This window comes from Leptospira wolffii serovar Khorat str. Khorat-H2 (genome assembly GCF_000306115.2).
GTDB classification, from domain to species: Bacteria; Spirochaetota; Leptospiria; order Leptospirales; family Leptospiraceae; genus Leptospira_B; species Leptospira_B wolffii.
On record NZ_AKWX02000020.1, the window covers coordinates 180,210 to 202,287 of the forward strand.

Annotated in this window: 20 protein-coding genes; 11 read left to right on the forward strand and 9 right to left on the reverse strand. The window is 46.3% G+C overall.

Translation table 11 applies throughout. The annotated features are described in order from the left end of the window. Positions 1-7 precede the first annotated feature (7 nt). The 3 genes from LEP1GSC061_RS14110 to LEP1GSC061_RS14120 are packed head-to-tail and all read left to right on the forward strand — an operon-like array spanning position 8 to position 3,352. Positions 8-964: a serine/threonine protein kinase gene (locus LEP1GSC061_RS14110; RefSeq protein WP_016546501.1), complete on the forward strand. Its 957-nt coding sequence runs from the start codon at positions 8-10 to the stop codon at positions 962-964. A 17-nt stretch (positions 965-981) separates the two neighbouring features. After that, positions 982-1,959, forward strand: a complete 978-nt coding sequence (locus tag LEP1GSC061_RS14115) for a hypothetical protein (RefSeq protein ID WP_016546803.1) — start codon at positions 982-984, stop codon at positions 1,957-1,959. Next, positions 1,952-3,352, forward strand: coding sequence for an adenylosuccinate synthetase (locus LEP1GSC061_RS14120; RefSeq protein ID WP_016546737.1), 1,401 nt, complete (start codon positions 1,952-1,954; stop codon positions 3,350-3,352). Before LEP1GSC061_RS14115 ends, LEP1GSC061_RS14120 begins: the two co-directional genes overlap by 8 nt. A 7-nt stretch (positions 3,353-3,359) precedes the next feature. On the opposite strand, the gene LEP1GSC061_RS14125 is transcribed toward LEP1GSC061_RS14120, so the two are convergent. From LEP1GSC061_RS14125 to amt, 6 genes are all read right to left on the reverse strand, one after another. Beyond that, on the reverse strand, positions 3,360-3,899 hold the full coding sequence (locus LEP1GSC061_RS14125) for a metal-dependent hydrolase (RefSeq protein WP_040509191.1): 540 nt from the start codon (positions 3,897-3,899) through the stop codon (positions 3,360-3,362). Positions 3,900-4,136: 237 nt separating this feature from the next. Next, the gene (locus LEP1GSC061_RS14130) at positions 4,137-4,886 is read right to left on the reverse strand and encodes an SDR family NAD(P)-dependent oxidoreductase (protein WP_016546805.1); all 750 of its coding nucleotides are present in this window, start codon (positions 4,884-4,886) and stop codon (positions 4,137-4,139) included. Between the two features lie 139 nt (positions 4,887-5,025). Beyond that, positions 5,026-5,328 carry an ArsR/SmtB family transcription factor gene (locus LEP1GSC061_RS14135; RefSeq protein WP_016546691.1) on the reverse strand — a complete coding sequence of 101 codons (303 nt, stop codon included), beginning with the start codon at positions 5,326-5,328 and terminating at the stop codon, positions 5,026-5,028. 92 nt (positions 5,329-5,420) lie between these two features. After that, entirely contained in the window at positions 5,421-6,587 is a 1,167-nt protein-coding gene (locus tag LEP1GSC061_RS14140; protein ID WP_016546306.1) for an RlpA-like double-psi beta-barrel domain-containing protein, read from the reverse strand. Between the two features lies 1 nt (position 6,588). Continuing rightward, positions 6,589-6,864, reverse strand: a complete 276-nt coding sequence (locus LEP1GSC061_RS21710) for a hypothetical protein (RefSeq protein ID WP_016545966.1) — start codon at positions 6,862-6,864, stop codon at positions 6,589-6,591. 150 nt (positions 6,865-7,014) lie between these two features. Next, complete coding sequence (gene amt / locus LEP1GSC061_RS14150) at positions 7,015-9,123, reverse strand: ammonium transporter (protein WP_016546102.1); 2,109 nt, start codon at positions 9,121-9,123, stop codon at positions 7,015-7,017. 460 nt (positions 9,124-9,583) lie between these two features. On the opposite strand from amt, the gene LEP1GSC061_RS14155 reads away from it, so the two are divergent. The 7 genes from LEP1GSC061_RS14155 to LEP1GSC061_RS14185 all read left to right on the forward strand — a co-directional run bounded on the left by LEP1GSC061_RS14155 (position 9,584) and on the right by LEP1GSC061_RS14185 (position 17,656). Beyond that, on the forward strand, positions 9,584-10,894 hold the full coding sequence (locus LEP1GSC061_RS14155) for a 3-hydroxyacyl-CoA dehydrogenase family protein (RefSeq protein WP_016546273.1): 1,311 nt from the start codon (positions 9,584-9,586) through the stop codon (positions 10,892-10,894). Positions 10,895-10,912: 18 nt separating this feature from the next. Beyond that, positions 10,913-12,178: an acetyl-CoA acetyltransferase gene (locus tag LEP1GSC061_RS14160; RefSeq protein WP_016546279.1), complete on the forward strand. Its 1,266-nt coding sequence runs from the start codon at positions 10,913-10,915 to the stop codon at positions 12,176-12,178. A 70-nt stretch (positions 12,179-12,248) separates the two neighbouring features. Further along, positions 12,249-12,683, forward strand: coding sequence for a hypothetical protein (locus LEP1GSC061_RS14165; RefSeq protein ID WP_016546506.1), 435 nt, complete (start codon positions 12,249-12,251; stop codon positions 12,681-12,683). 106 nt (positions 12,684-12,789) lie between these two features. Then, entirely contained in the window at positions 12,790-13,302 is a 513-nt protein-coding gene (locus tag LEP1GSC061_RS14170; protein ID WP_016546710.1) for a TlpA family protein disulfide reductase, read from the forward strand. A 1-nt stretch (position 13,303) separates the two neighbouring features. Further along, entirely contained in the window at positions 13,304-14,428 is a 1,125-nt protein-coding gene (locus tag LEP1GSC061_RS14175) for a hypothetical protein (RefSeq protein WP_016546263.1), read from the forward strand. Beyond that, on the forward strand, positions 14,425-16,710 hold the full coding sequence (locus tag LEP1GSC061_RS14180) for an ankyrin repeat domain-containing protein (protein WP_016546476.1): 2,286 nt from the start codon (positions 14,425-14,427) through the stop codon (positions 16,708-16,710). Before LEP1GSC061_RS14175 ends, LEP1GSC061_RS14180 begins: the two co-directional genes overlap by 4 nt. Further along, positions 16,700-17,656, forward strand: a complete 957-nt coding sequence (locus tag LEP1GSC061_RS14185) for a fumarylacetoacetate hydrolase family protein (RefSeq protein ID WP_016546312.1) — start codon at positions 16,700-16,702, stop codon at positions 17,654-17,656. The genes LEP1GSC061_RS14180 and LEP1GSC061_RS14185 overlap by 11 nt, the downstream gene beginning before the upstream one ends. 176 nt (positions 17,657-17,832) lie before the next feature. Here LEP1GSC061_RS14185 and LEP1GSC061_RS21230 read toward each other — a convergent pair whose 3' ends face one another. Together LEP1GSC061_RS21230 and LEP1GSC061_RS14200 are read right to left on the reverse strand one after the other, a co-directional pair. After that, a complete protein-coding gene (locus tag LEP1GSC061_RS21230) occupies positions 17,833-20,160 on the reverse strand; it encodes a phosphatase domain-containing protein (RefSeq protein ID WP_156844564.1) in 2,328 nt (775 codons plus the stop codon). 121 nt (positions 20,161-20,281) lie between these two features. Continuing rightward, a complete protein-coding gene (locus LEP1GSC061_RS14200; RefSeq protein ID WP_016545989.1) occupies positions 20,282-21,079 on the reverse strand; it encodes an AraC family transcriptional regulator in 798 nt (265 codons plus the stop codon). A gap of 113 nt (positions 21,080-21,192) precedes the next feature. Between LEP1GSC061_RS14200 and LEP1GSC061_RS14205 the strand changes: the two genes are divergently transcribed. Continuing rightward, positions 21,193-21,654, forward strand: coding sequence for an SRPBCC domain-containing protein (locus LEP1GSC061_RS14205; protein WP_016546822.1), 462 nt, complete (start codon positions 21,193-21,195; stop codon positions 21,652-21,654). Between the two features lies 1 nt (position 21,655). Here the strand turns inward: LEP1GSC061_RS14205 and LEP1GSC061_RS14210 are convergent, their stop codons facing one another. Beyond that, positions 21,656-22,078, reverse strand: coding sequence for an acyl-CoA thioesterase (locus LEP1GSC061_RS14210; protein ID WP_016546599.1), 423 nt, complete (start codon positions 22,076-22,078; stop codon positions 21,656-21,658).

Genomic DNA, 22,078 nt, shown 5'->3' on the forward strand with positions numbered 1-22,078 from the left:
AAGACCCATGTCCACCGTGGAAATGACGGCGCTAATCTGTCCCCAATGCGGGGGTGCACTTCCGAAGCAGGCTCGATGGAGATTCGTGGCCTGCCCTTTTTGCGGAGTAAAGGTAACTAAAAGTACCGATGCCGTGCAAGCGGAACATTTTCACGAGTCTTGGAAATCTTATCAGGAATTTCTGGATTCGATTCCGGATCTATTGGTTATCGGAAAGATCAAATTTAGAATCTTAGCTCCGCTCGGCGGAGGAGAACGAGCCGACGTTTTTTTCGGCGAAAGATTGGGCCTCGCTCCGGAAAGAGTGATCATCAAACTAAGCAGAGATTCTAAAAGCGAAGGAATCGCCGAAAAAGAAGACGGAATCTTACGTAGTTTACAAAAAATGAATACTCCAACCTCCGCATATTTTAGCCAAAGATTGCCGGAATCGATTTGCTGCGGAAGACTTGAAAATCCAGAGTGGAATCAAAGAGAAGCGATCGTTTTCAGAGCGAAATCCGGATACTGGGGTAGTTTATCCGATGTGATAGAACATCAGAAAAATGGAATCGACCCTAGGCATAGCGTCTGGATTTGGAGAAGAATCCTGGATACTCTGGGCTATGTCCACGAGCAAGGCTGGATTCACGGATCCGTGAATCCGGACCATTTATTGATCCAACCCAGAGATCATGGAATTCTTTTAATCGGCTGGAGAAAAGCCGGGAAATCCTCCCAAAAAGGAAAAGATCTCCGACAAGCGGCTCACAGTATAAAAGCTCTACTTTCGGATCCGGATCATTCGGACAAAAAGAATTCGAACGTTCCCGCTCCCCTTCTCTCTTTAATCGATCGAGCCTCGGAAGACGAATCTTGGTGCGAAAAAATGGGAGCGATCGGCATCGACGAAGAATTGAGAGCCGTGGCAGAACAGGTCTTCGGTCCCCCGCAATTCATACCCTTCTATCCGAATTCTAAGTAAACCCAAAGGAGAATATTATGGGATACGGAAATTATTCGCACGCGGCTCATGCGGCCTTGGTAGCCGGAAGAGCGCATAGATCCGCAAACGAGGTCTTTACCCAAACCGGAGTGCATGCTCTCATGAATCCGAAAGGATTGAAAGTCAGGGAATCCAGAGATAGTAAGGAGCATCCGAATTCCTTAAGCATAGTCTTCGCTCTGGACGTAACCGGATCCATGGGAGAGATTCCGGATCTGATCGCCAGAAAAGAACTTCCTACATTCATGAAACTTTTGACTTCCTGCGGGATCGCCGATCCGCAATTGCTTTTCATGGCGATTGGGGATGCGAATTCGGATACGGCTCCCTTGCAAGTGGGCCAGTTCGAATCCACCGCGGAACTGATGGACCAATGGTTGACTCGAACCTTTTTGGAAGGAGGAGGAGGAGGAAGTGGAGAAGAAAGTTACGAACTGGCTTTCTATCTATTGGCCCAGCACACCGATATGGATTGTTGGAACAAACGTAAGAAAAAGGGATATCTCTTTCTTACGGGAGACGAATTGCCGTATTCTACGATCTCCAGACACCAGGTAGGAAGCCTGATCGGCGACCAATTGGACGAAGATCTTCCTATCGAAGAGGTCATCGCGGTCGCCGCCGAAACGTACCATCTATTCTTCCTGATACCGGACTTGCAAAGAAGGCAGTACTGCGAAGAAAGTTGGCGTAAACTTCTCGGAGACCAGGTCATATGCATGGAATCTCCGGAAGACACCTGCGCAGTGGCTGCCGCCATAGTAGGCATAACGGAAAAAGCCATCCCCAATGTCGATGAGACCGTAAAGATCCTACAGAAAGACGGTTTGAGCAAAACGAGAGCGGCGGCCGTTGCAAGAGCCATCCAACCCTATTCCGATCTGTTGGATAAAGGAGTCTTAAATCAGCTTAACGTAAAATCCACGAATGCCGGCTCCGTAAAACCTAGCTGGTGGCGAAAGATTTTTGACTGATTCTAAAATGAGGGCGCCCAGATTCGTTTCGATTCTAGGCCTCGGATTCGGAGATTGCGGGAAAGGATTATTCACGGATTTCCTAACTCGCAACTGGAATGCGGATACGATCGTTCGCTTTAATGGGGGAGCGCAAGCGGGTCATAACGTAGTTCTCCCCGATGGACGACATCATACTTTTTCCCAATTCGGAGCGGGAACCTTCGTCTCCGGTGTGGAAACCATACTGGCAAGTCCTGTATTAGTGCATCCAGGAGGTCTGCTAGTCGAGGCGGAGTTTTTAAAACGCAAGGGAGTAAACGATGCGCTGGACCGTCTGAATATCGATTCCCGGTGTAGAATTGTGACTCCTTTCCACCAGGCCGCAGGACGATTGAGGGAGCTCCTCCAAAAAGAGAACAGGCACGGAACTTGCGGAGTAGGAATCGGAGAAACAGTGCGGTATTTCCTAGCTCATCCGGATTCCACATTATATTATAATGATTTGAACTTTTTAAATAATAGTTTGGAAAAAGCGGAAGAGATTCGGATCAAACTACTCTCCGAATTTTCGGAAATAGAATCCAAAAACGAAGAAGCCGTCCGAATCGAATTGCGAATCCTACAAGATTCAGGCCTGGCCAAAGATTGGCTGCACTCTATTTCCCCGCTTACAAGGAAAATTATACCCTCCGACGAGGAAAGAATCCGTAAAAAACTTCATTCTTCCCAAAGAACCGTTTTTGAAGGCGCTCAAGGAATTCTATTGGACGAATACTTCGGTTTTCATCCTCATACAACCTGGAGTAGCACTCACGCTGACGCTTTGGATAGATTGTCCGAAGAATGGGAACTTCCCGAATCGATCTCACATTTTGGGGTTCTTAGAACTTATACCACCCGACATGGAGAAGGACCTCTTCCTTCTTACGATCCTGATTTGCGTTTTTCCGAAATACATAATTTAAGCGAAGGATGGCAGGGAGAATTTCGCTTCGGCCATCCGGATGAAGTTCTTATACGTTATGCGTTGTCTTGTGCAGGAAATATCAAAGGACTTCTCGTCAGTCATTTGGACGTTTTTTCGAAAGGAAACTCCCTACGATGGAATCGCGCCTATGAATCCGATAGAATGGGAAGAGAATTTTCCTTTTTACGAATGGAAGAGGGCGATCCAAGCAAGATAGTCGCTATTTCCCCCGAAAGAAGGGGGGATTTGCAGAAGCAAATGCAAAGAACGGAATTTTTACGACAAGCGATCCCCGTTTACGAGAAAAATCCGATTCTTTCCGATTCGGATTTTTTAGAGAGATTGAAGAATGCCACGGATCTACCCGTTCTTTTCGGTTCTTACGGCAACACTTACGAAACGATAAAGCCTATCGGAGCATTGGAAAGTGTTTCTCGACCTTGAACTCGAATCATGCTTTCCTATTCCTACTTATCCATCGAACTAGAATGCTTAAAAAAATAATTCCAGCCGCAGGCAACCAGATCCACAGCAATTCCGATCGTAAAACGATCCGACCTCTTTCGGTTAGAAAATTCTTTAAACCGATAGGAGAAACCCGAATCGGACGATGAGCAAAGAAGATTCTTTCCGAGTCCCAAGGAATCCAAAATCCTACTCCTAAACCTCCTGTCGTCATAGCGTCCAAAAGTCCGTGAGATAAAATCGAAACGAATAGGAATAGAAAGATCGCCAAGCCGGGCGCTTGAAAGAACCTCTTTGCAAGGACGGCAAATAAGGAAAGAAGCGCCCCGAACATAATGGAATGCGTAAATCCCCTATGCCCCCAATCGCTTTCATAAGGAATTCCTAATTTGAAGGCTATAACGTCAAAATCGGGCAAAACGGAGAATAAGATTCCGAAAAGTAAAAGCGAGATCGGGATTCTCTTCCTACCGAATATGGAAAAAAGGGAGAACGGAACGGCGGGATGGGAGAGTATGGTAGGCAAATAGAAATCCGGGTATAGTTTAGCATAAAATCCTTTTAGGAAATAGGAAATCAAATCGATTTTCCTTAGGGGCGCCTCCTTCGATCCTTTCATCCTTCGACAAGCTAAAGGACTCAGGTCTCAGGACCGGGCTTTCCGCTCCGGTCCATTTATTCCCCTATAGGCTTAGAGAACATTATACTTATGGAATAAATGGACCACGCTTCAATCCTTGCCGCTCAGCTTATTCTTTTCTTTTTAACGATATCCTCCGGAAACGGAGATTTTTTCTCCCGTTAACCAAGCCGATTCTTCCGAAGCCAGGAATAAAGCGACCTTAGCCACATCGTCCGGACGCCCTATTCGTCCCAAAGGAGTTTTGGAAATCATAAGCTTTTCGAAATCGCTTCCTATGATTCCCAGACTCTGAGCTCCTTCGGTATCGACCGGGCCGGGTGCGATCGTGTTCACTCTGATCTTTCTTGGGCTAAGTTCCAATGCGAGAACCTGAGATAAGGAATCCAAGGCTCCTTTCGTAGACGCGTAAACTGAACCGTTAGGAGTGGGAATATCACTAATGATCGATCCGATATTAATAACGGAACCTCCTTCCGGGGGAAAATACTTAAGAGATTCCCTAGTCGCGAGAATCGGACCGAGTACGTTAGTATTCATCTCTCTGTGAAATTCTTCTTCGGTCACTTCTTCCAAAGGGGCGAATTGAAAGACCCCGGCGTTATTCACTAGAATATTTACCGAACCGAAGACTTTCTTCGTTTCCTCAAATAATCTTTTTACATCGGAGGATTTGGACATATCACCCTGCACTGCGATAGCCTTTCCTCCCTCTCTTGCGATTTCCTGGACCACCTTATCGGCCCCTTCTTTGCTGGAGGAATAATTCACTACGACGGAGGCCCCCGCCGCTCCGAAACTCCTGGCAATGCCAGCACCAATCCCCTTCGAGGCGCCGGTTACGACCGCGACCTTTCCTTTCAATTGACTCATTGTTTTCTCCTAAACGAATATCGCTTTATTCCATAGTTAGACAATTATCGAAATGATATGTTCAGGTAGATTTGCTTTTGAAATGAATATTTCGATAGTTATAAAAATAATAAAAAGAGAATATACTTCAGTCTAGGAATCAAATTTGAGAAAGTCTTTCCAAGTATGCATCGAACACCGGTCTGTTCATGGATAGATTCATGAATTTTCCGTCCCTTGTGATTTCGACTAAACCGGCATTCTCCAGTTCCTTGATATGGTGTGATAACGTTGCGGGGCTGATTTTGTGTAATTCGTTGAGACAGCTGCAAGCGGTCGGTTCCTTGGAAGCACCGATTTGCTTTAGGATCTCCACTCGCCTAGGCTCGGCCAAAGCTTTGGAAATCCTGCTAAATTCCTTGTCGGTCAATCGAACCGTTTTTGACGCCGCCACTCTCTCCATAATCCATAGTTTAGACGAATCTGTCTAAAACAATCCGGAGAAAGAAAGCAGAGCCGTAATTAGGCGTTCATGTAAACGGAAATATGGGAAGCTCAAGGCTTGCAACGCACCAGGCTTCCGTCGTTGCGGAAAAAGATTCGGACTTCCAATCCCTTCTGCGGAGCCACCGCATGGTAATCCAGCTTACATTCTTCTTCCTTGGGAGAGAACGGGTTTGCGGGAATCTTTTCCTTGGGGCACCAAAACCTTTCTTTTTCCGAATAATACAATCTCCAGTCGGAGGGGACCAAAGGCTGGATACCTGCATCTAAAAACAAATTCCGGGAGAGTTCTTTGGGTTGATAAGGGCTACCCCCTCCGTGGATCCCCACGAAGATATCCATTCTATCGTCCCGGATGTACTGGGGCGACCCGGTATCGTTTAAGCAAAAATAGCCGTCATGGTAACTTCCGTCGGGCATTCTGATTTTTTTCTCCCGGATTCCCGGAAGATAGGCTAACGCCCCGATGACCTTTGATTTATTGCAGCCCGTTATCTTAGATCCTAATTTTCCGCAGAAGTCTTTAAAGCCGACCGCTAAGGTTCGATACGGATAGACCTGGTAGCCGTGTCCCGCTCCCCAACCCCATTCCAGGTCGTACAACTCGTAGCGACCATCTCCTGCAAAATGGTATTTCTTTCCGTCTTTCGCGATTCCGCTCCCCTCCCATCGCACTTGCTCGAGGAAGCTCGCAGAGGCTCGGCCGATCTCCTTGCCAGAAGGAGAAAGGACCGCGATTTCAGTACCTGGAAAAGCCTCTTCCAAAGCTAAATGATAAAAGGTAGGATAATAGGCACCGAGACTTATGCTCGCATGAGAATCCAATCCTCTTAGATCTTCTTCCTGTAATAGAAATCGCAAAGCCTTGGGAGAATGGTCTCTTGCGGTCTGCATAGGCCGAAATCCATGTTGGTACGCCAAGGCCTTCAGATTCTTCTTAGGATAATGGCAGAGCCCGCGGGAATGTCTGATTTTCCAGAGCTCGGCTTCCGTTGGATATTCTTCCAAAATTACGGATTCTCCGTGAAAGATCCGAAACGATTCGCTTGCCGAGGAAGAATTGCATACGCATCCTTCCGAGGACTGCAAACAAAGGACTTTGGCGTAAACCGGCTGAGATTGGGAATTTAAGGGAAAAAGGAAAAAGTTGAGGAGAATGAGGACGAATATCCCGCTCCCTATGGGGAGCGGGACGAGATTCTTCCGAAAAGACGGCAACTTAGTTGTTGCTGTCTCCTTCGCTCGAACCGCCGAATCCTCCGGAAGGAAACAGGCTAGGAGCAGGCGTAGGCTCGGGAGTTGCAACCGGAGCTGCAGGACGTACTACCGGTTTAGAAGCTGGCTTCTTAACCGCTTTCTTTACCGGCTTTTTAGCAACTTTTTTCTTAGCTGCTTTCTTTTTGGGGGCCTTGACGAGCTTTTTCTTAGCTACTTTCTTTTTCGCCGCTTTCTTCTTAGGTGCGGCTTTCTTCTTTGCTTTCTTCTTAGCTACCATGGTAGATACTCCTTGTATCTGGGGGGAAATCTTTCCGTTATTCCTAGAGTAAATTTCCACTCGTAAGACTTCGACCAAAAAGAGTAAAACCTTTTTTCATTTTCTTTCTTTAAAGCATGCTAAACCATTCGTAACGAAACATCGATTACACTAACTCGCACTCAACGAGTACCCGAAACCGGGAAGACTCTCCTCCGGAGTTCTCAATCGATGGCTGATTAAGTACGTTTTCACTAGTCCTTTCCCTTTTACTTCGATCTTTCCCCTCTCAGTTAGAGCAAAATCGGAACGGATTAGATCCGCAGTCGATTCTGTGACTTGAATTTCGCCCGCGACTCCGTGGGATTCCATTCTACTGGCGAGATTCACGGCATCTCCCCAGATATCGTAGATGAATTTCTTAGTCCCGATGACTCCCGCAACCACCGGACCGGTATTGATGCCTATCCTCATACGCAATTTGGTACCCATTTTCTTAAGTCGAAAACGGGAAAGAATCTCCTTCATCTCCCATGCCATATGTGCTACTAGCAATGGATGAGCCTCATTGGGTATCGGTAAGCCTCCCACCGCCATATAAGCGTCTCCGATGGTCTTAATCTTCTCCAAACTGTATTTCTCGGCCAAGGTATCGAAATGCGAAAAGACTTCGTTCAGAATTCTTACCACAGACTCGGGCTTCATGGAGGCCGAAAGACGAGTGAATTCCACGATATCCGCGAATAGAATGGACACATTCGGGTAACTATCCGCGATGAGAGCGCTGCTACTCGATTTGGATTTCAATTCCTGAGCTATACTCTCCGGTAATACGTTCAAAAGAAGTTTCTCGGCCTTGTCCTGCTCGATTCTCACCCGATCGTAGGCCTCGGCAATCTCCGTCCTAGCCTTCTCATTCTCCGATAATGTAGTACGCACCTTATCCAATACCAAATTGTAACGTTCCGCGATCTGCCCCACTTCCGTGAAAGGCTCCACCGGAACGTCCGTCCGCAAATCTCCCGTCTTCCTTTGGTAATCCATCGCCAAAAATAAATCGATGAGTTCCGTGGTGGCCTTATGCTCGGAAATGTTCAAACCCATACGCTCTTCTTCTCCGTCCACCCTGAGCGAAGAAAACCGATTTAATAAGTAGAATACCAGCCAGGAAAGACCGAAAGCAAAAGCCCCCACGGAGAAAATTCCCAAGAACTGGATTCCCAATAAAGTGAGTCGATCTATTTTGGGATCTATAAGCTGAAGATTTCCGAAGAGTCCTACCGCTACCGTTCCCCAAATTCCTCCTACAAGATGCACTGGAATTGCTCCGACAGCGTCGTCTATTTTCCATCTTTCGAGAAGTTTTTCAGCAGGAAGAACGAACGAGCCGGCGATACTTCCGATCAAAGCGGCCTGAGTAGGAGTAAAACAATCCGCTCCCGCGGTGATCGCTACTAGTCCCGCTAAGGAACCGTTCAAAGGAGCGGTGGCTTCCGGAAATCCTTTCACCACCCATGCGATGAGCATGGCGACCGTCATGGAGAAGCCCGAGGAGATGATGGTATTTAGGATAATACCCGGAACTTTTTCATTGAATCCTAATGTACTCCCTCCGTTGAATCCCATCCAACCGAACCATAAGAGTATCCCTCCTAACATCGCCATGGGAAGATTGCTTCCAGTCACCTGCTTAGGACTTTCGTTTTCGGGAAATCTTCCGATTCTAGGACCTACGACTATGAGAAGAGCCAGAGAAACCCAACCTCCCACGCTATGCACTAGGGTCGAGCCCGCAAAATCGTGGAAGCCCTTCATCGCAAGCCAACCGTGTTGCTCCTCACTCAGACTTCCTCCCCAGCACCAATGTCCTGCGATCGGGTAAATGATTCCTGAAATCAAGGCTGTGGCTATCAGATAAGATTGGAACTTCAATCTTTCCGCTACGGCTCCGGAAACGATGGTAGCCGAAGTTCCGCAGAACACCAATTGGAATAAGAAGAATGTGGGAGGCCAAGCATTACCGGCGGGAAAATCGGGAGAAAATAAATTGGTCCCGATAATTCCGTTCCAACTCATCCCGAACATGAGTCCGAACCCGAAGGTATAGAAGAGAAGAGTCGCTACTCCGAAGTCGGCAACGTTCTTGATCGCCACATTGATGGAATTTTTCGCCCGGGTCAGTCCCGATTCCAAAACCAGGAACCCTCCCTGCATGATCAAAACCAATCCGGAACAAACCAAGACCCAGAGTATATCGATTAGGCTTTTCTCCACCGACATAGAACGCCCTCCAAAACTTACGCAAATCTCTTCGTTTATTATTGTAAATTATCGGAAGATCTTCATCGATCTCATATACATAGCAAGCGGGAAAAACCTTCTTTAAGGAATGATAATTCGTTTCCCGAGACCTTCTCTCCTGCGCTTTAGAACGGTAAATTCTCCTCAGATATCGAATCGCCTCCCCCGATTCATATGCTTCTTTGCCCTTCCGCTGAGCTCCGTTCGGCGGTCCGCATGTCTCGATTCACGTCGGAAGATTCTTCTCCGCTTCTAAATTAGGTAGAAAAATCGATTTTTTTGACCTTTCTAATTTATTTCGAACGTAACGTCCGTTCTACTAAGTCTGATACACAGAGCCCAAGGCAGGCATTTCGGAGAAGAAAAAAGCCTTTCCCTCTAAAAAGCCTGTTTTAAACAAGGATTAACTCTACAAAAACCTAGACGTTGGTATAATTTCATGAGGGAAATCAAAACCGTAACCGTGCTTGGTGCAAACGGTACCATGGGCGCCGGATCAGCAGCAATCGTAGCCGCATTTGGAAAGGCAAAAGTGCATATGTTGGCCCGGGATGTAAACAAAGCGAAGGAAGGGATCGAAAAGGCGGTCGGTTCCATTAAAACGGACACGATTCGTCCTAGATTAATTCCAGGGTCCTATGACCAGGATCTGGAAAAAGCGGTCTCCGAATCCGACTGGGTTTTCGAGCTCGTGGCAGAAAGCTACGAAGTAAAAGAACCGATCAATAAGAGAATCGCAAAAGCTCGTAGACCTGGCACCATCGTATCCACGGTTTCTTCCGGACTTTCCATCGCTCGTTTAGCGGACGCTTTCGACGAAGACGGTAAAAAGCATTATTACGGAACCCACTTTTTCAATCCTCCGTATAAGATGATTCTCTGCGAACTCGTGACCCATGCCGGTAACGACAAGAAAGTCACTAAAAAGCTGGGAGAATATCTGGCCAAGACCCTAGGTCGCGCCGTTGTTTATACCAACGATACTCCTGCTTTTGCGGGAAACAGAATCGGATTCCAGCTCATCAACGAAGTGGCTCAAAAAGCGGAAGAATATTCCGACAAAGGCGGGATCGCCCTACTCGACGCGATCATGAGCGGTTACACCGGAAGAGCGATGGCGCCTCTGGACACTGCGGACTTCGTGGGTCTGGATGTTCATAAGGCGATCGTAGACAATCTTTACGACATGACTAAAGACGCTGCGCATTCCACTTTCAAACTTCCCGGTTATTTCCAAAAGCTCATCGATAGAGGAGACTTGGGAAGAAAATCCGGCCAAGGTCTTTTCAAGATGACTAAGACTCCGGACGGAAAGAAAGAAAAGCTGTATTACGATATCAAAGCGGATCTTTATGTTCCCGTTCCTAAATTCGATATTCCTTTCATCAAGGAAGCGAATCGCAGAATCGGAGAGGCGGATTATTTCGGCGCGATGAACATCGTTAAGGAAGCGAAAGGTCTGGAAGCGGATCTGGCTCGTTACTTCATCGCTCGTTACGTAAGCTATTCTCTTTCCATCGTAGGCGAAGTGGTAGAAACGAAAGAAATGGCGGACCTCGCTATGGGAACCGGATTCAACTGGGCTCCCGCTTCCGCATTCGTGGACTTCTTAGGCGGACCTAAAGAGGCCGTCAGTCTAATCACTAAGGCGAAACTTCCGGTTCCGGAAGTTCTGGCAAAGGCGAAGGCCGGAAAACCCTTCTACCAATTGAAGGATATTCTGGACGCTCGTTCTCTTTTCAAAGGATAATAAGGGAGGCAAAACTATATGAAAGACGCGGTTTACGTACTCGGCGGAGAACAAACGGACTTTCAACGTAACTGGACCAAAGAAGGAAAAACCTTCATGTCCTTGTTCCGGGAAGCCGTAAGGGACGGACTCGAAAAAGTCGGCCTGACTCCCGATGAAATCAAAAAATTGAATAAGCAGAATCGTATCGGAGTATTCGTCGGAAACTTCGACGCGGAGCAATACGCCGTCCAAGGTCACCTAGGTGCATTCTTAACCGAAGTGGATCCTTGCTTCTTCGGAGTTCCCGGAGCTCGTTACGAAGCGGCTTGCGCTTCCGGTTCCGTAGCTCTGGACGCGGCTCAAACAAAACTTCGTGCGAAAGACTACGACGTAGCTATCGTAGTAGGAATGGAAATTATGAAAACGGTTTCTTCTTCCGTAGGTGGGGACTTCCTAGGAACAGCCGCTTATTACGAAAAAGAAGCTCGCGGGATCCAATTCCCTTTCCCTAAACTTTTCGGAAAGCTGGCGGACGTTCTATTAGAACGTTATAAATTGGATGAGAAACGTTACATGGCGGCTCTTGCGGAAATTTCCCGTATCAATTACGCCAACGCAAAACGCAATCCCAAGGCTCAAACCCGTTCCTGGTTCATGAACAAAGAACACGCTAACGAAAGAGGCGGTTCCTTCAATATGGCCGTAGGCGGACGCTTGGCGATCACCGACTGTTCCCAAGTAACCGACGGAGCGGCCTTAGTCGTTCTCGCGAACAAAAACTACGCGGAAGAATTCGCAAAGAAGAAAGGAACCAAACTTTCCGCTTATCCTAAAATCAAGGGATGGGGTCATAGAGTCGCTCCTATCACTTTCGACGGAAAAGTTGCCGAATCCAAAGGAGACAAATGGGTGCTTCCTTGGACCAGACAAACCGTGAAAGACGCTTACGATCGTTCCGGATTGAACACCAAGGACATCGACGTTTTCGAAACTCACGACTGTTTCACGTCTTCCGAATATGCGGCGATCTCCGCTTTCGGAATCACCCAACCGGGCAAGGAACACGAGGCGATCGAAGACGGAGTCATCGACTTCGACGGTAAAAAGCCTATCAATCCGTCCGGCGGTCTAATCGGAGCAGGACACCCGGTAGGAGCTTCCGGAGTTCGTATGATGCTCGATATCTACAAACAAGTTACCGGAACTGCCGGCGACTACCAAGTAGAAGGAGCCAAAAACGGACTGATGCTCAATATCGGAGGATCGGCCACCACCAACTACGTATTCGTAGTAGGAAAATAAGTTCTTTCCGCAAAAAAAGAATGGAAAGCCCGGCAACCCCGGGCTTTTTTCATTTATACGGGAGATGCGAATGGGTTTACGCACGGCAAAAGATTGGAATCAGTTTTTACTCAGATTTTTCGTAGCTCTCGGGATCTGGGAAATCGCTTCGGTCACTCTTCGCACCTTATTATTCTCCGTTTTCTATTATGATCCTAACTTAAAATCCTTCTTCGTGCCAGTATCTCAAATCGTTTGGGTTGGACCGATCGTTGCGGACCTATTGCAGGTATTTTTCTTAGGGGTCATCGTCTCTTTAGCAAGACCTTCCCTCCCTTACGGGATCATCGGAGGTTTACTCGTAGGAATGCTCTTCTCCGTAGCCGCCTATGCCGCTCCCGCCCTAGCAATCTCCCAATTTACGGGAGCCTTTCCGGTTAAGATCGTTTGGCTTTGGGTATTCTACCAAACGATTCTAACGTTGATCACGAGCCTTGCATTCTCCTTTACCGCCGAAGAAGAATAATCGAATCCCCTAGAACAATTCCCTAAATCGATCTTTCCCGGGAGGGAATCCGACAAACTCCGGGTCCAATTCGGTATCTGAGGAAAGCGATTCCGCATTCGGGAAAATGAGAACGATCGGCGCCATTCTGGTTCTTCTTATCTGTTATCCGGTATTCTCCCAAAAAGAGAATGCGATTCGGATTCCCAATATTCCTTTGTACACACTGGACCTGGAAAGAAAGACCCTCTACCAAGAATTGGATCGGTTAGGTAATTCGGACTTAGTCGTCGTGAACTTCACGAGTTCAGATTGTCCTCCTTGCAAAGAGGAGGTTCCTAAGCTTCTCGAATATTCTAGAAAATGGAACTCGGATCCCAAACGGATTCACCTCCATCTTTGGATCGTATTCTTAGGCGACGATTCCGACTCGGCCTCTAAGTTCGCTTCGGAACTAGGCGTCCAAAATAAATCCGCGGTATTCTTTGATCGTTTGCAAACTAGTATGAGAATTCTGGAATTTCCCGGGACCCCCACGACATTCTTACTTCGAAATAAGAATATTCTCTTCAGAGAATACGGTTATACGAACGAGAACTGGAATAAACTCGTTTCGTTATTGGAAAGCCAAAGGAGATAGAATGAGATTTTTCTTCGGATCCGTTTCCTTGCTTTTTATGGTATTCGTCTCCCTAAATTGTCGCTTCGAGACCGTTAGAGAGACTCCCACCCGAAACGGATTCGTGACTGTGGAATCTTCCGGAACGGATCGGGAAGATGCGATCCGCAACGCGAAACTTTCCATGATAGACAGCATCTTAGGAGAATGGATAGAATCAGAATCCATTTTTCTGGATTCAGGTTCCAGAAGCTTTATCATACAATCTTCCCGAGAAGGATTCATACGAGAATTTATAATTCTATACGAGCAAAAGAAAGATTCCCTCTATAGGATCCAAGCCTCCGGATATGTGGATCAAAAAATCACACGTGACGCCTTAGAGGAAAGATACCGACTCTTAGGAAAACCTAGGATGCTCGTTTTTATTTCCGAAAATGTAGGAGCTCCAACATTCGAAGGCGGAACGGAAAGCCGATTGATTTCCCTACTTTCCGGATTCGAAATCAAGGATAGCGATTCTCTTAAAAAAAATCCGAAACTGGGAGTCGCCAGATCCGATTTGGAAGTAGCGAAGAGAATAGCAAGGCAGGAGAACTGCGAACTTCTGTTATTCGGAAGCTTCGAATCCAGACAAGGAGATCCTCTCGTGGAAGGCTCCACTATGAGAGCGACGTTCGCCAACTTGCAATACAAACTGATCGAAACGGAAACTTCCAGAGTACTCGCTTCGGATCGATTGGAAGGTGGAAAGCCGGCAATCGATTTAAAATACGGAACGGAAAAAGCAAGAGAGGAGATTCTTTCCCGCCTGGTGCCCGACTTAAAGAGAAAGCTAGCGGAGGAATGGAAGCGGGGTTATTCCATTCTGATAGATATCGATAGACTTTCTTACGACGCTTTCGTGGATTCGGAAATGGCGAATCGAATCCGATCTTTACGAGGAGTCAATTTCGTATCCGAAAGAGGAAAGGATTCCTCCGGAAAGATCAGTCTACAAGTGGAAGCCCTATTTAACGGGGCTAGGCTCTATTCTCTTTTACGGGAATTCCAATCGGATCTGGGACTTTCTTTGGTAGGTAAAGAGATCAAAGGAAATTACCTCAGAATCGACGCAGTACCCATTCCAGGAAATATCCGAAAATGAAAAAGATTTCTTTTCTTCGTATCGTAAATACATCGTTTTCGTCTCGGGAAATTTTTATTCCGATTCTTCTTACCGTTACCGTTCTTTTTCCCCGTACTTTCGAGGCGCAATCCAAAGAAAACCAAATCCTTAAGATCTACGTTCATAATTTCAAATTAGAATCGGGAATTTCCAAATCATTGGAGAATCGTTTTCGAAACGGTATAATCAATTCTATATTAAGAAATTATGAAGGTAAATTCAATATCGCCGACGACGATTCTCTTGCCGCTCTTCTCAAACAAGCGGAATTACAGCAAAAACAGAATTGTAGCGACGAGATCTGTATGAAACAGATAGCGGACGCGATAGACGCGGACGAACTGATTTCCGGATCCATATTCTCCACATCCAAAGGATATAAGATCAATCTACGGTCCCAGCGTAGAGATCCTAAGGCATTGACTTACACAATCAAGACCGCATTCGATTTGGAATTTCCCGATTACCAGATCGATTATTATTCTTCCGAAGCGGGAAGAAAGCTGATGGATCCTAGATACCAGGTAAATTTTGCAGCGGCCTTTCCGGGAGCGGTAAGCAAGGTGGAATTTCCCAGCCTGCAAATCCAAGCGGGCAAAGCGGATGAGATCAATGTGCTGAATTTCTCGTCGGAAGATCAGGGCACTAAAAATTTTCTGGAAGCGATCGCGCCTAGGCTCTCTAAAGCGGACAGATTGACGAAGGAAAAATCCTACGAAGAATCCGTGTCCGAATATTCGGAAACTCTAACCACTCTAGAAAATCGACTCTCCGAAAAAACCAAAAAGGAAATTAGCGATTATCTGAACGGAATTCGTAGGAAGATTTCGAATGCATATCTTCTTCTTTATAAGGATAGAATTTCTCTCCTGGATTCCAAAGCCTCATCCGGAGGAGAAATATCCTCGCTTAAAAATCTTTCCGAAGAATACGGAAAAATATACTCCGATTATAAATCCAAGACTCCCGAAGCGTTTCGTCTAAAGGAACTCGAGAATGTTTTGGAAACTAGAATCGAAAAAATGAATCTAGTCGTCTTGGGTCTGCGGGAGAAAGAAGCGGATAGAGAATACTCGGACTTCGATTTTTCGGGAGCGGTCCAAAATTACAGAGGCATTCGAGGAGAATTGAACAAGCTCCCCCATTCTTCCGAATACTCCTCTCTTAGAGCGAGAATCGACAGGAAAATCCTCACTTCCGAAACCACGGGAAGATCCTATTTGCAAAGTAAACTTTCCGGAATCTACCAGGTTTTAGAGAAGGCATTCGTCTCGGAAGGCTTCGAATCGGAGGCCGACCGTAAGAATAATTATCTAATAAAGATAAAGGAAGGTTTCCGATCCGCCTTGGAAATTCTCGCAAGATCGGAATTCGTGTCCGAGGAACAAATCAAATATTTCAACCAATACAGAAACAAGATGAGTTCTCAACTCGGACAGAATCTTTTCGATCAGGAAAAAGCGGATTCGTTATTGCACGAAGGAATAGATAGGAATTTTAGAAACCAAGTGGATTCGAGTTTGAAACTAGGAGCCAATCCTAATGCGGAAAGCCCAGATTCGGGTAAGACGAGTGCGAAAAGATTATCCGAGTCAAAAATCATTCTTATCAGTCCGGATGCGCTAAAGATTCTGAGAAACTCCATCAAAACCGATTCCAGTTTGGATTCGGCCTTCTTCGAATCGATCCGTCAAAGGAACTTGGATGATACCGTTCGCTTCATCCTGAGAGGTTCGGATCCGAATACTAAGGATTACCTGGATAATACCCCTCTTCATAAGGCCGCCGGTTACGGTTCCTACGAGATGTCCGTATTCTTATTACAGATCGGAGCCGGTATAAATTCCAAAAACGGAGAAGGAGAAACCCCTTTGCATAGAGCCGTATCCAACGGTTTCTACGAACTCTGCGCATTATTTCTCAGAAACGGAGCCGATCCGAATGCGACTCGCAATGATGGAATGACTCCATTGCATTTAGCCGTTCCATCTCCGGATCTCACTCGCTTGCTCTTGGAAAGAGGAGCCGACGTTAACATGAAAAACGACGAAGGATGGACCCCTTTGCATAAAGGAGCAGAAAGCGGTGCGGCGGAATCCTTGAAATTATTGATCCGAGCCGGAGCCAAGGTAAACGAGAAGGACAATATCGGTTGGACCCCGATGGACTGGGCCGTGCAAAAAAATCGATATGAGAAACCGAATATAGTGAAAATTTTAAAGACGGCCGGGGCGGAATGCCAAGTTAATTGTGTCGAGTAGAAGAATGACACGTATTTGCAGATTCAATTTCCAAGGAAAAACCCAATGGGGAACCGTATCGGGAGATTCCATTATTCCGATCGCAGGCAATCATATTACGGACTTTTTATCTTTAAACGGAAAACCTCCGGAAGCGGTAGGCAATCCCATTGCCTCGGACCAAATAGAGATCCTTTCTCCGATCGAAGCTCCGCGTAATATCGTCTGTCAGGGAAAAAATTACGCGGAACATATCCTGGAAACAGGAATGAATCCTAAGGATAAGGATTATAACTTATTCTTCACTAAGGCTCCTTCCAGTCTTACGAGTGCGGTCGGAGAAATCGTTCGACCTCCTTTCGTAAGACTCCTAGATTACGAGGCGGAGATGGTACTCATTCTTAAAAAGGAAATCATCGGTCGCGTTCAGATCACGAAAGAGAATCTGCACGAGTATGTAGGAGCTATCAGTTTAGCGAACGACGTATCCGCGAGAGACATCCAAATCCCGCAAGGACAATGGTTCAAAGGAAAAAGTTATCGAACCTTCTGCCCGGTCGGCCCCTATGTACTTCTCATCGGCAAAGAAGAATTAGCCAGAATTTCCGACCTCGAAATCTCGCTCAGTGTAAACGGAGAGTTACGACAAAAATCCGGACTGAACAAGATGATCTTCCCTCCCGAAGAAACGCTTACGGAACTTTCCGGGCTCATGAATCTTTCTCCGGGAGATATCATTCTTACCGGCACTCCTTCGGGCGTGGCATTGAAAGCGCCGGGTGGATTCGTGAAACGAATCGCCTCCTTTCTCTTCTCCGAAAAGAAGATCATGGAAATATTCGTAAAAAAGCAACTCGCAAGCCCGAAATACTTAAAGGACGGAGACCTCATAGAAGCCGAATTAAAAACCCCGGACGGTTTCTTGGATCTAGGAAGAATGAGACTGCGAGTGAAAGCGGGAGAATGAACCCCCGAATTATTTATGAGTATAACGCTCAGTATAAAGATCTAGAATTATCTTTCTTTAAAATAAGCTGATTCGGTGACGGTAAAAAATCCTCGATTGTCTTGGAAGATTTAATAGAAGCCAAGACCGACCGCGGGGCATCGCAGAAATCGGCTTTTTACCTCGACTTATCACCGTCAGAATCCATTCGCCAATCCGCGGAGAAAACTTTCCTGCTCCCTGGATTCGATGGCTCTTTCGGAACGAACTTCTCGGACCCTGCGGATAGCTTGTTCCGAAGTAAAGCCCAACTTACGAATGAGATACGCGGCGGCAACTGTCCCCGATCTACCCAAGCCTCCTACGCAATGTACGAGAATATTTTTGCCCGAGGACAGTTCGGTATCCATTCGATCCAGTAGTACCTCCAAAGAACTTCGATCCGGAACTTTTTGGTCCAGGATAGGGTAGAAAACAGAGTCCATTCCGCTTTTTTGATACGCTTCCTTTAGATCCGGCACGCCGTATTCCGCATATTCGTTTTCGGTAAGTAAAGAGACCACCGTGGAAATCCCTTCTTCTCGTATCGTATCTATGTCGGAAATAAGATCCCTGTCTCGGTCCTTTCTTCCAGGAAGCAAGGTCAGCCCGATTCGGCCTTTTTTGCCTTCTAAAGAAAGCATATCGATTCGAAGACGTTTCGATAATAGTAGGAATTCCTTCACCTTCTCCGCGCAGATACCACCGGTATAAAGGGCCCAAATCTTTTGCACACGACTCGATTCGTCGAAGGAAAGAGTGTGCATCGCGTATCTTAACAAGGACACATGGAGTTGGTAAGGATCTCGATCCAAGCGAATCAGCGAAGGATAAAAAGATCTGAGTTTACAAACCATTCTGTAAGCTCTGCGTATTTTTTCGGAGACAAAGCGAATCTCTTCCTCCGGCTTAGGGGGTATTCCCAGATCCTGCTGGGACAGTATGAGATCGGTTAAAGCAAACGCTTCTTCCAATTCGGCGTCCTCAATCTTAGTGAAAATATAGAGAAGGTCGTTCTCCAACTTGATGAGATCCTTTAATACGTGCCCTCTATGAGTGTGAAAAAAATCGATAAGCCAAACATTCTTTTGAGCGTCTATGATGATGTTTCTTCCGTTTAAGTCCCCGTGAACATAGGATACGTAACGGGGGATAGATCCGTATTCTTTTAAATGCAAAAGATCGTTCTCGTAAAATTCGCAGACATTATAAACGGCTTTTCCGAACGATAGCTCGACCCTATTTCCGTCCGCGGATTTTCCGATCAACTCTTCCACCCTACGTCTTACCCCGGGAGCGTATTTAGTTCGAAAATCGTAATACTGCAATAGGTCCAATTTTTCGGGTTCCGCTGCATCGTAGAGTCGGCCGAGTTGCTTCTTATAAACCGTATCTAGGACGGCGAAACATTCCTTCTCTTCTTCTCCTCCCTCGTACATATCCTGGAAAACCCGAGTATTACCATCCAGCATCGCCGCATATCTGTATTTGATCCCTCCTCGACTTCCTATCTCTGCGAAATCCACGATCCTGGGAGCGTTATTTCCTAAAACCTCTTCTATCCTTTCGAATGCGGTTCTCTCCTGAGCGATAGGATCTCTCTCGCCGATCTTAATTACGGTAGGGACTTGAGAATGCCCTAAAGGATCCACACTCTTGGCTCTGAGAACTACGTTACCGGAAAAACCTCCGTCCAAACAATGGAAAGAAACGGATCTGCAATCCCTAAAAAGATAATATAGAATTTTCCGGTCTTCTTCCTTTAGATCCAGGGATTCGTCGAATTCAAACTTTACGGAATCCTCCCGAACGGAAGCTTGATGAACGGTTACCGCCGACTTTCCGGTTAAGAATTCTGAGAATGTTCCCAGTGAAGGATAAACTTCGACTCCTAATAGATTGCGTAACTGGTCCAAGGAAACATAATGCATGTGTCGAGAAGAACTTGCGGTCAGCGCGCTGCATACTCCTATACGAAACTTAGGATACCTAGTTCTTAGTTCGTATGCGAGATAACTGATCTTAGCCTCCGTCCAGACTCCCACCAGGCCTACGTTCGTCTCCGTTTCGGAAAAAGGTTCTAATAGTTTCTCCAATTCCGTCTTGTGAAAATCGTTCAATCCGGATGCGTTAACCAGTCTCGTTTCTCTGGGAAGGCGAAGGGACAAATTTTGAAAAACGAAATCGGCTCCGTGAGTACCTTGGATGCAATGAGGTCCGAATTGAGAAAGATGCTCCGATTGATCTTCGTCTTTTGGATCGTGCCAATCCCGGATATGAACGATCTCCAAATTTTTGTCGGACTCTCCGTAAGCCCATTCCATAAAGGAAAGGACCGGACCTTCCTCCGGATTTTCGCCCATCAAACGAAGTGCTTCTCCGTATCCTATATGCAATAGATTAGGAACAGGATCGTATTTCTGGATCGGCTCCACGAAATCGTTCTGTAGACATAGACATTGGGTAATCAGGATTCCTTTCGGCATTCTTTCCCTCGTTTGCATCGTTACTCGAATCTTTACGGGACGAATTCGAGCCAGTGATGGAAATAACCGATCACGAATTCCTTAGCAAGAACTTATCCCGAACTTCCCGGGAGCAAATCGATTAGGAGTTGTGTTTCTTTTTAGAATATTCCTCGGGAGAAAGCCCCACCATTCTCTTGAAGTCCTTGATGAAATGCGACTGGTCGAAATATCCCAACTCCAAGGCCAAGTCCGCCCAATCCGTTCGTTCGGAAACCCGATCTAAAATTTCGAACATGCGATATCGGTTGATGACCCACTTGGGACCGACTCCCACATATTGTTGGAACATTCTTTGTAGGGTTCTCTTGTTTAGTCCGGAGAATTCGACGATGTCTTCCACCTTGATGATCTCCCGTTTATTGGAAATCTCTTCGATGATCCGGTTGATCGTTTCCACGGTCTTGTCTTCCTCAGGCAATCTTTCATATAAAAACTTTTCCGCGAATCGCACCAGTTCTTCTTCAGAATCCATGGAGAAAACTTCCTCTTCCAAAGGTAAAGAAGGTATACCGAAGACTTCTTCCAAGGTTAGAGTCTTGTCCGTAAAACCGGAGATCGGTTTACGGTAGAATGGATAGAAGGCTCCGGGACGGAACTTGATTCCGAAGACGCGATTCTTGCCTTCCAACGCCTTCGAGAATTTTCCGCTTACAACACCGAAGATCTTAGTATTTCCTTTTTCGAATACTAGATGCACGGAAGGAAAAGGAAGGTTTTCCTGAACCAGCGGTCCAGTCTCTCTCATATCCCATCGAACCGACCAATAGTGCTCCACGAAAAAACTCAAAGAGAGAGAAGGGGAACTCAAGACCAGTTCCCAGTTTTCTCCGGCTATGGATTTTAAAATCCCTCTAGGTTTCTTTAGATCGACTTGCAAGATTCTAGTTCCTACAGGTTTCCAATATTCTTCTCTCTGTCGCGTTTTTACAATCTTTTTGTTTAGTAGTCGAGTATCATTCTTCTTATCCCGTTCGGGAAAAAGGGGACCTTATGGAAATCAAATATGAAACGTATATCGGAGCCGACCCTTCCAAGGTTTGGAAGATTATAATCGATAAGGAGGAAAGTGCCAAAATCTTTCACGGCTGCGGGATCGAATCCGATTTCAAAGTCGGGAGTGCTTACGCTTATGTCGGCCCAGGAATCGCGGGCGACAGAACGATTCATGTGGAAGGAAAAATTCTGGAGATTCTTCCGAACCGGAAGGTCTCCATGAGTATGGTAGTGGGATCCGTATACGGAGAAAAATACAAGGACTTCGAATCCAGGGTAATCTATTCCTTGGAGCCTTACGGAAAAATTACACACTTGAAACTGATCAACGATCAGATCAAGGAGGGAGATCCATCCTACCAAAACTCCGTCGACGGAGGATGGGCCAGAGTCTTATCTTCCGTCAAAACGTTGGCCGAAACAGGAAAGCCTTTGGATCTTCCGATGCCGGGAGAATGACTCAATTTTTCGGAAGGGAATCTTCGAATTTGCGGAGATCCTCTTCCAGAATTTTACGGATCCAATCCGGAATGGGAACCGATATTTTTTTTCTATGATCGTAGGAAACTTGGACGGTCTTAGCGCGGGTATAAGGCGTCTTGGATTCCACATGGCGGATCGTGGAAGTGAATTCCCAGGACTTATTCCCCACTCGGGAAACACAGGTCTGAACCTCGATCGGATCCGCAAGTTCCACAGCTTTCAGCATATCGACCTCGATCCGAGCGAGTAGAAATGGAACGTCGTAGATTTCTTTTACTCCGAACTTCTTCATGCAATAATCCACGCGCCCGATCTCCAGATAAGACATGTATCTTGCGTTGTTCACATGGGCGAACGGATCCAAATCGTTCCAACGAGTCTGGATCGGTGTGATTAACAT

Bases quoted from the DNA above. Each gene is read 5' to 3' on its own strand.
- LEP1GSC061_RS14110 (WP_016546501.1), top strand. From the start codon at position 8: ATGTCCACCGTGGAAATGACGGCGCTAATCTGTCCCCAATGCGGGGGT.
- LEP1GSC061_RS14115 (WP_016546803.1), top strand. From the start codon at position 982: ATGGGATACGGAAATTATTCGCACGCGGCTCATGCGGCCTTGGTAGCC.
- LEP1GSC061_RS14130 (WP_016546805.1), bottom strand. From the start codon at position 4,886: ATGAGTCAATTGAAAGGAAAGGTCGCGGTCGTAACCGGCGCCTCGAAG.
- LEP1GSC061_RS14135 (WP_016546691.1), bottom strand. From the start codon at position 5,328: ATGGAGAGAGTGGCGGCGTCAAAAACGGTTCGATTGACCGACAAGGAA.
- LEP1GSC061_RS21710 (WP_016545966.1), bottom strand. From the start codon at position 6,864: ATGGTAGCTAAGAAGAAAGCAAAGAAGAAAGCCGCACCTAAGAAGAAA.
- amt (WP_016546102.1), bottom strand. From the start codon at position 9,123: ATGTCGGTGGAGAAAAGCCTAATCGATATACTCTGGGTCTTGGTTTGT.
- LEP1GSC061_RS14155 (WP_016546273.1), top strand. From the start codon at position 9,584: ATGAGGGAAATCAAAACCGTAACCGTGCTTGGTGCAAACGGTACCATG.
- LEP1GSC061_RS14160 (WP_016546279.1), top strand. From the start codon at position 10,913: ATGAAAGACGCGGTTTACGTACTCGGCGGAGAACAAACGGACTTTCAA.
- LEP1GSC061_RS14165 (WP_016546506.1), top strand. From the start codon at position 12,249: ATGGGTTTACGCACGGCAAAAGATTGGAATCAGTTTTTACTCAGATTT.
- LEP1GSC061_RS14170 (WP_016546710.1), top strand. From the start codon at position 12,790: ATGAGAACGATCGGCGCCATTCTGGTTCTTCTTATCTGTTATCCGGTA.
- LEP1GSC061_RS14175 (WP_016546263.1), top strand. From the start codon at position 13,304: ATGAGATTTTTCTTCGGATCCGTTTCCTTGCTTTTTATGGTATTCGTC.
- LEP1GSC061_RS14180 (WP_016546476.1), top strand. From the start codon at position 14,425: ATGAAAAAGATTTCTTTTCTTCGTATCGTAAATACATCGTTTTCGTCT.
- LEP1GSC061_RS21230 (WP_156844564.1), bottom strand. From the start codon at position 20,160: ATGCCGAAAGGAATCCTGATTACCCAATGTCTATGTCTACAGAACGAT.
- LEP1GSC061_RS14205 (WP_016546822.1), top strand. From the start codon at position 21,193: ATGGAAATCAAATATGAAACGTATATCGGAGCCGACCCTTCCAAGGTT.
- LEP1GSC061_RS14210 (WP_016546599.1), bottom strand. From the start codon at position 22,078: ATGTTAATCACACCGATCCAGACTCGTTGGAACGATTTGGATCCGTTC.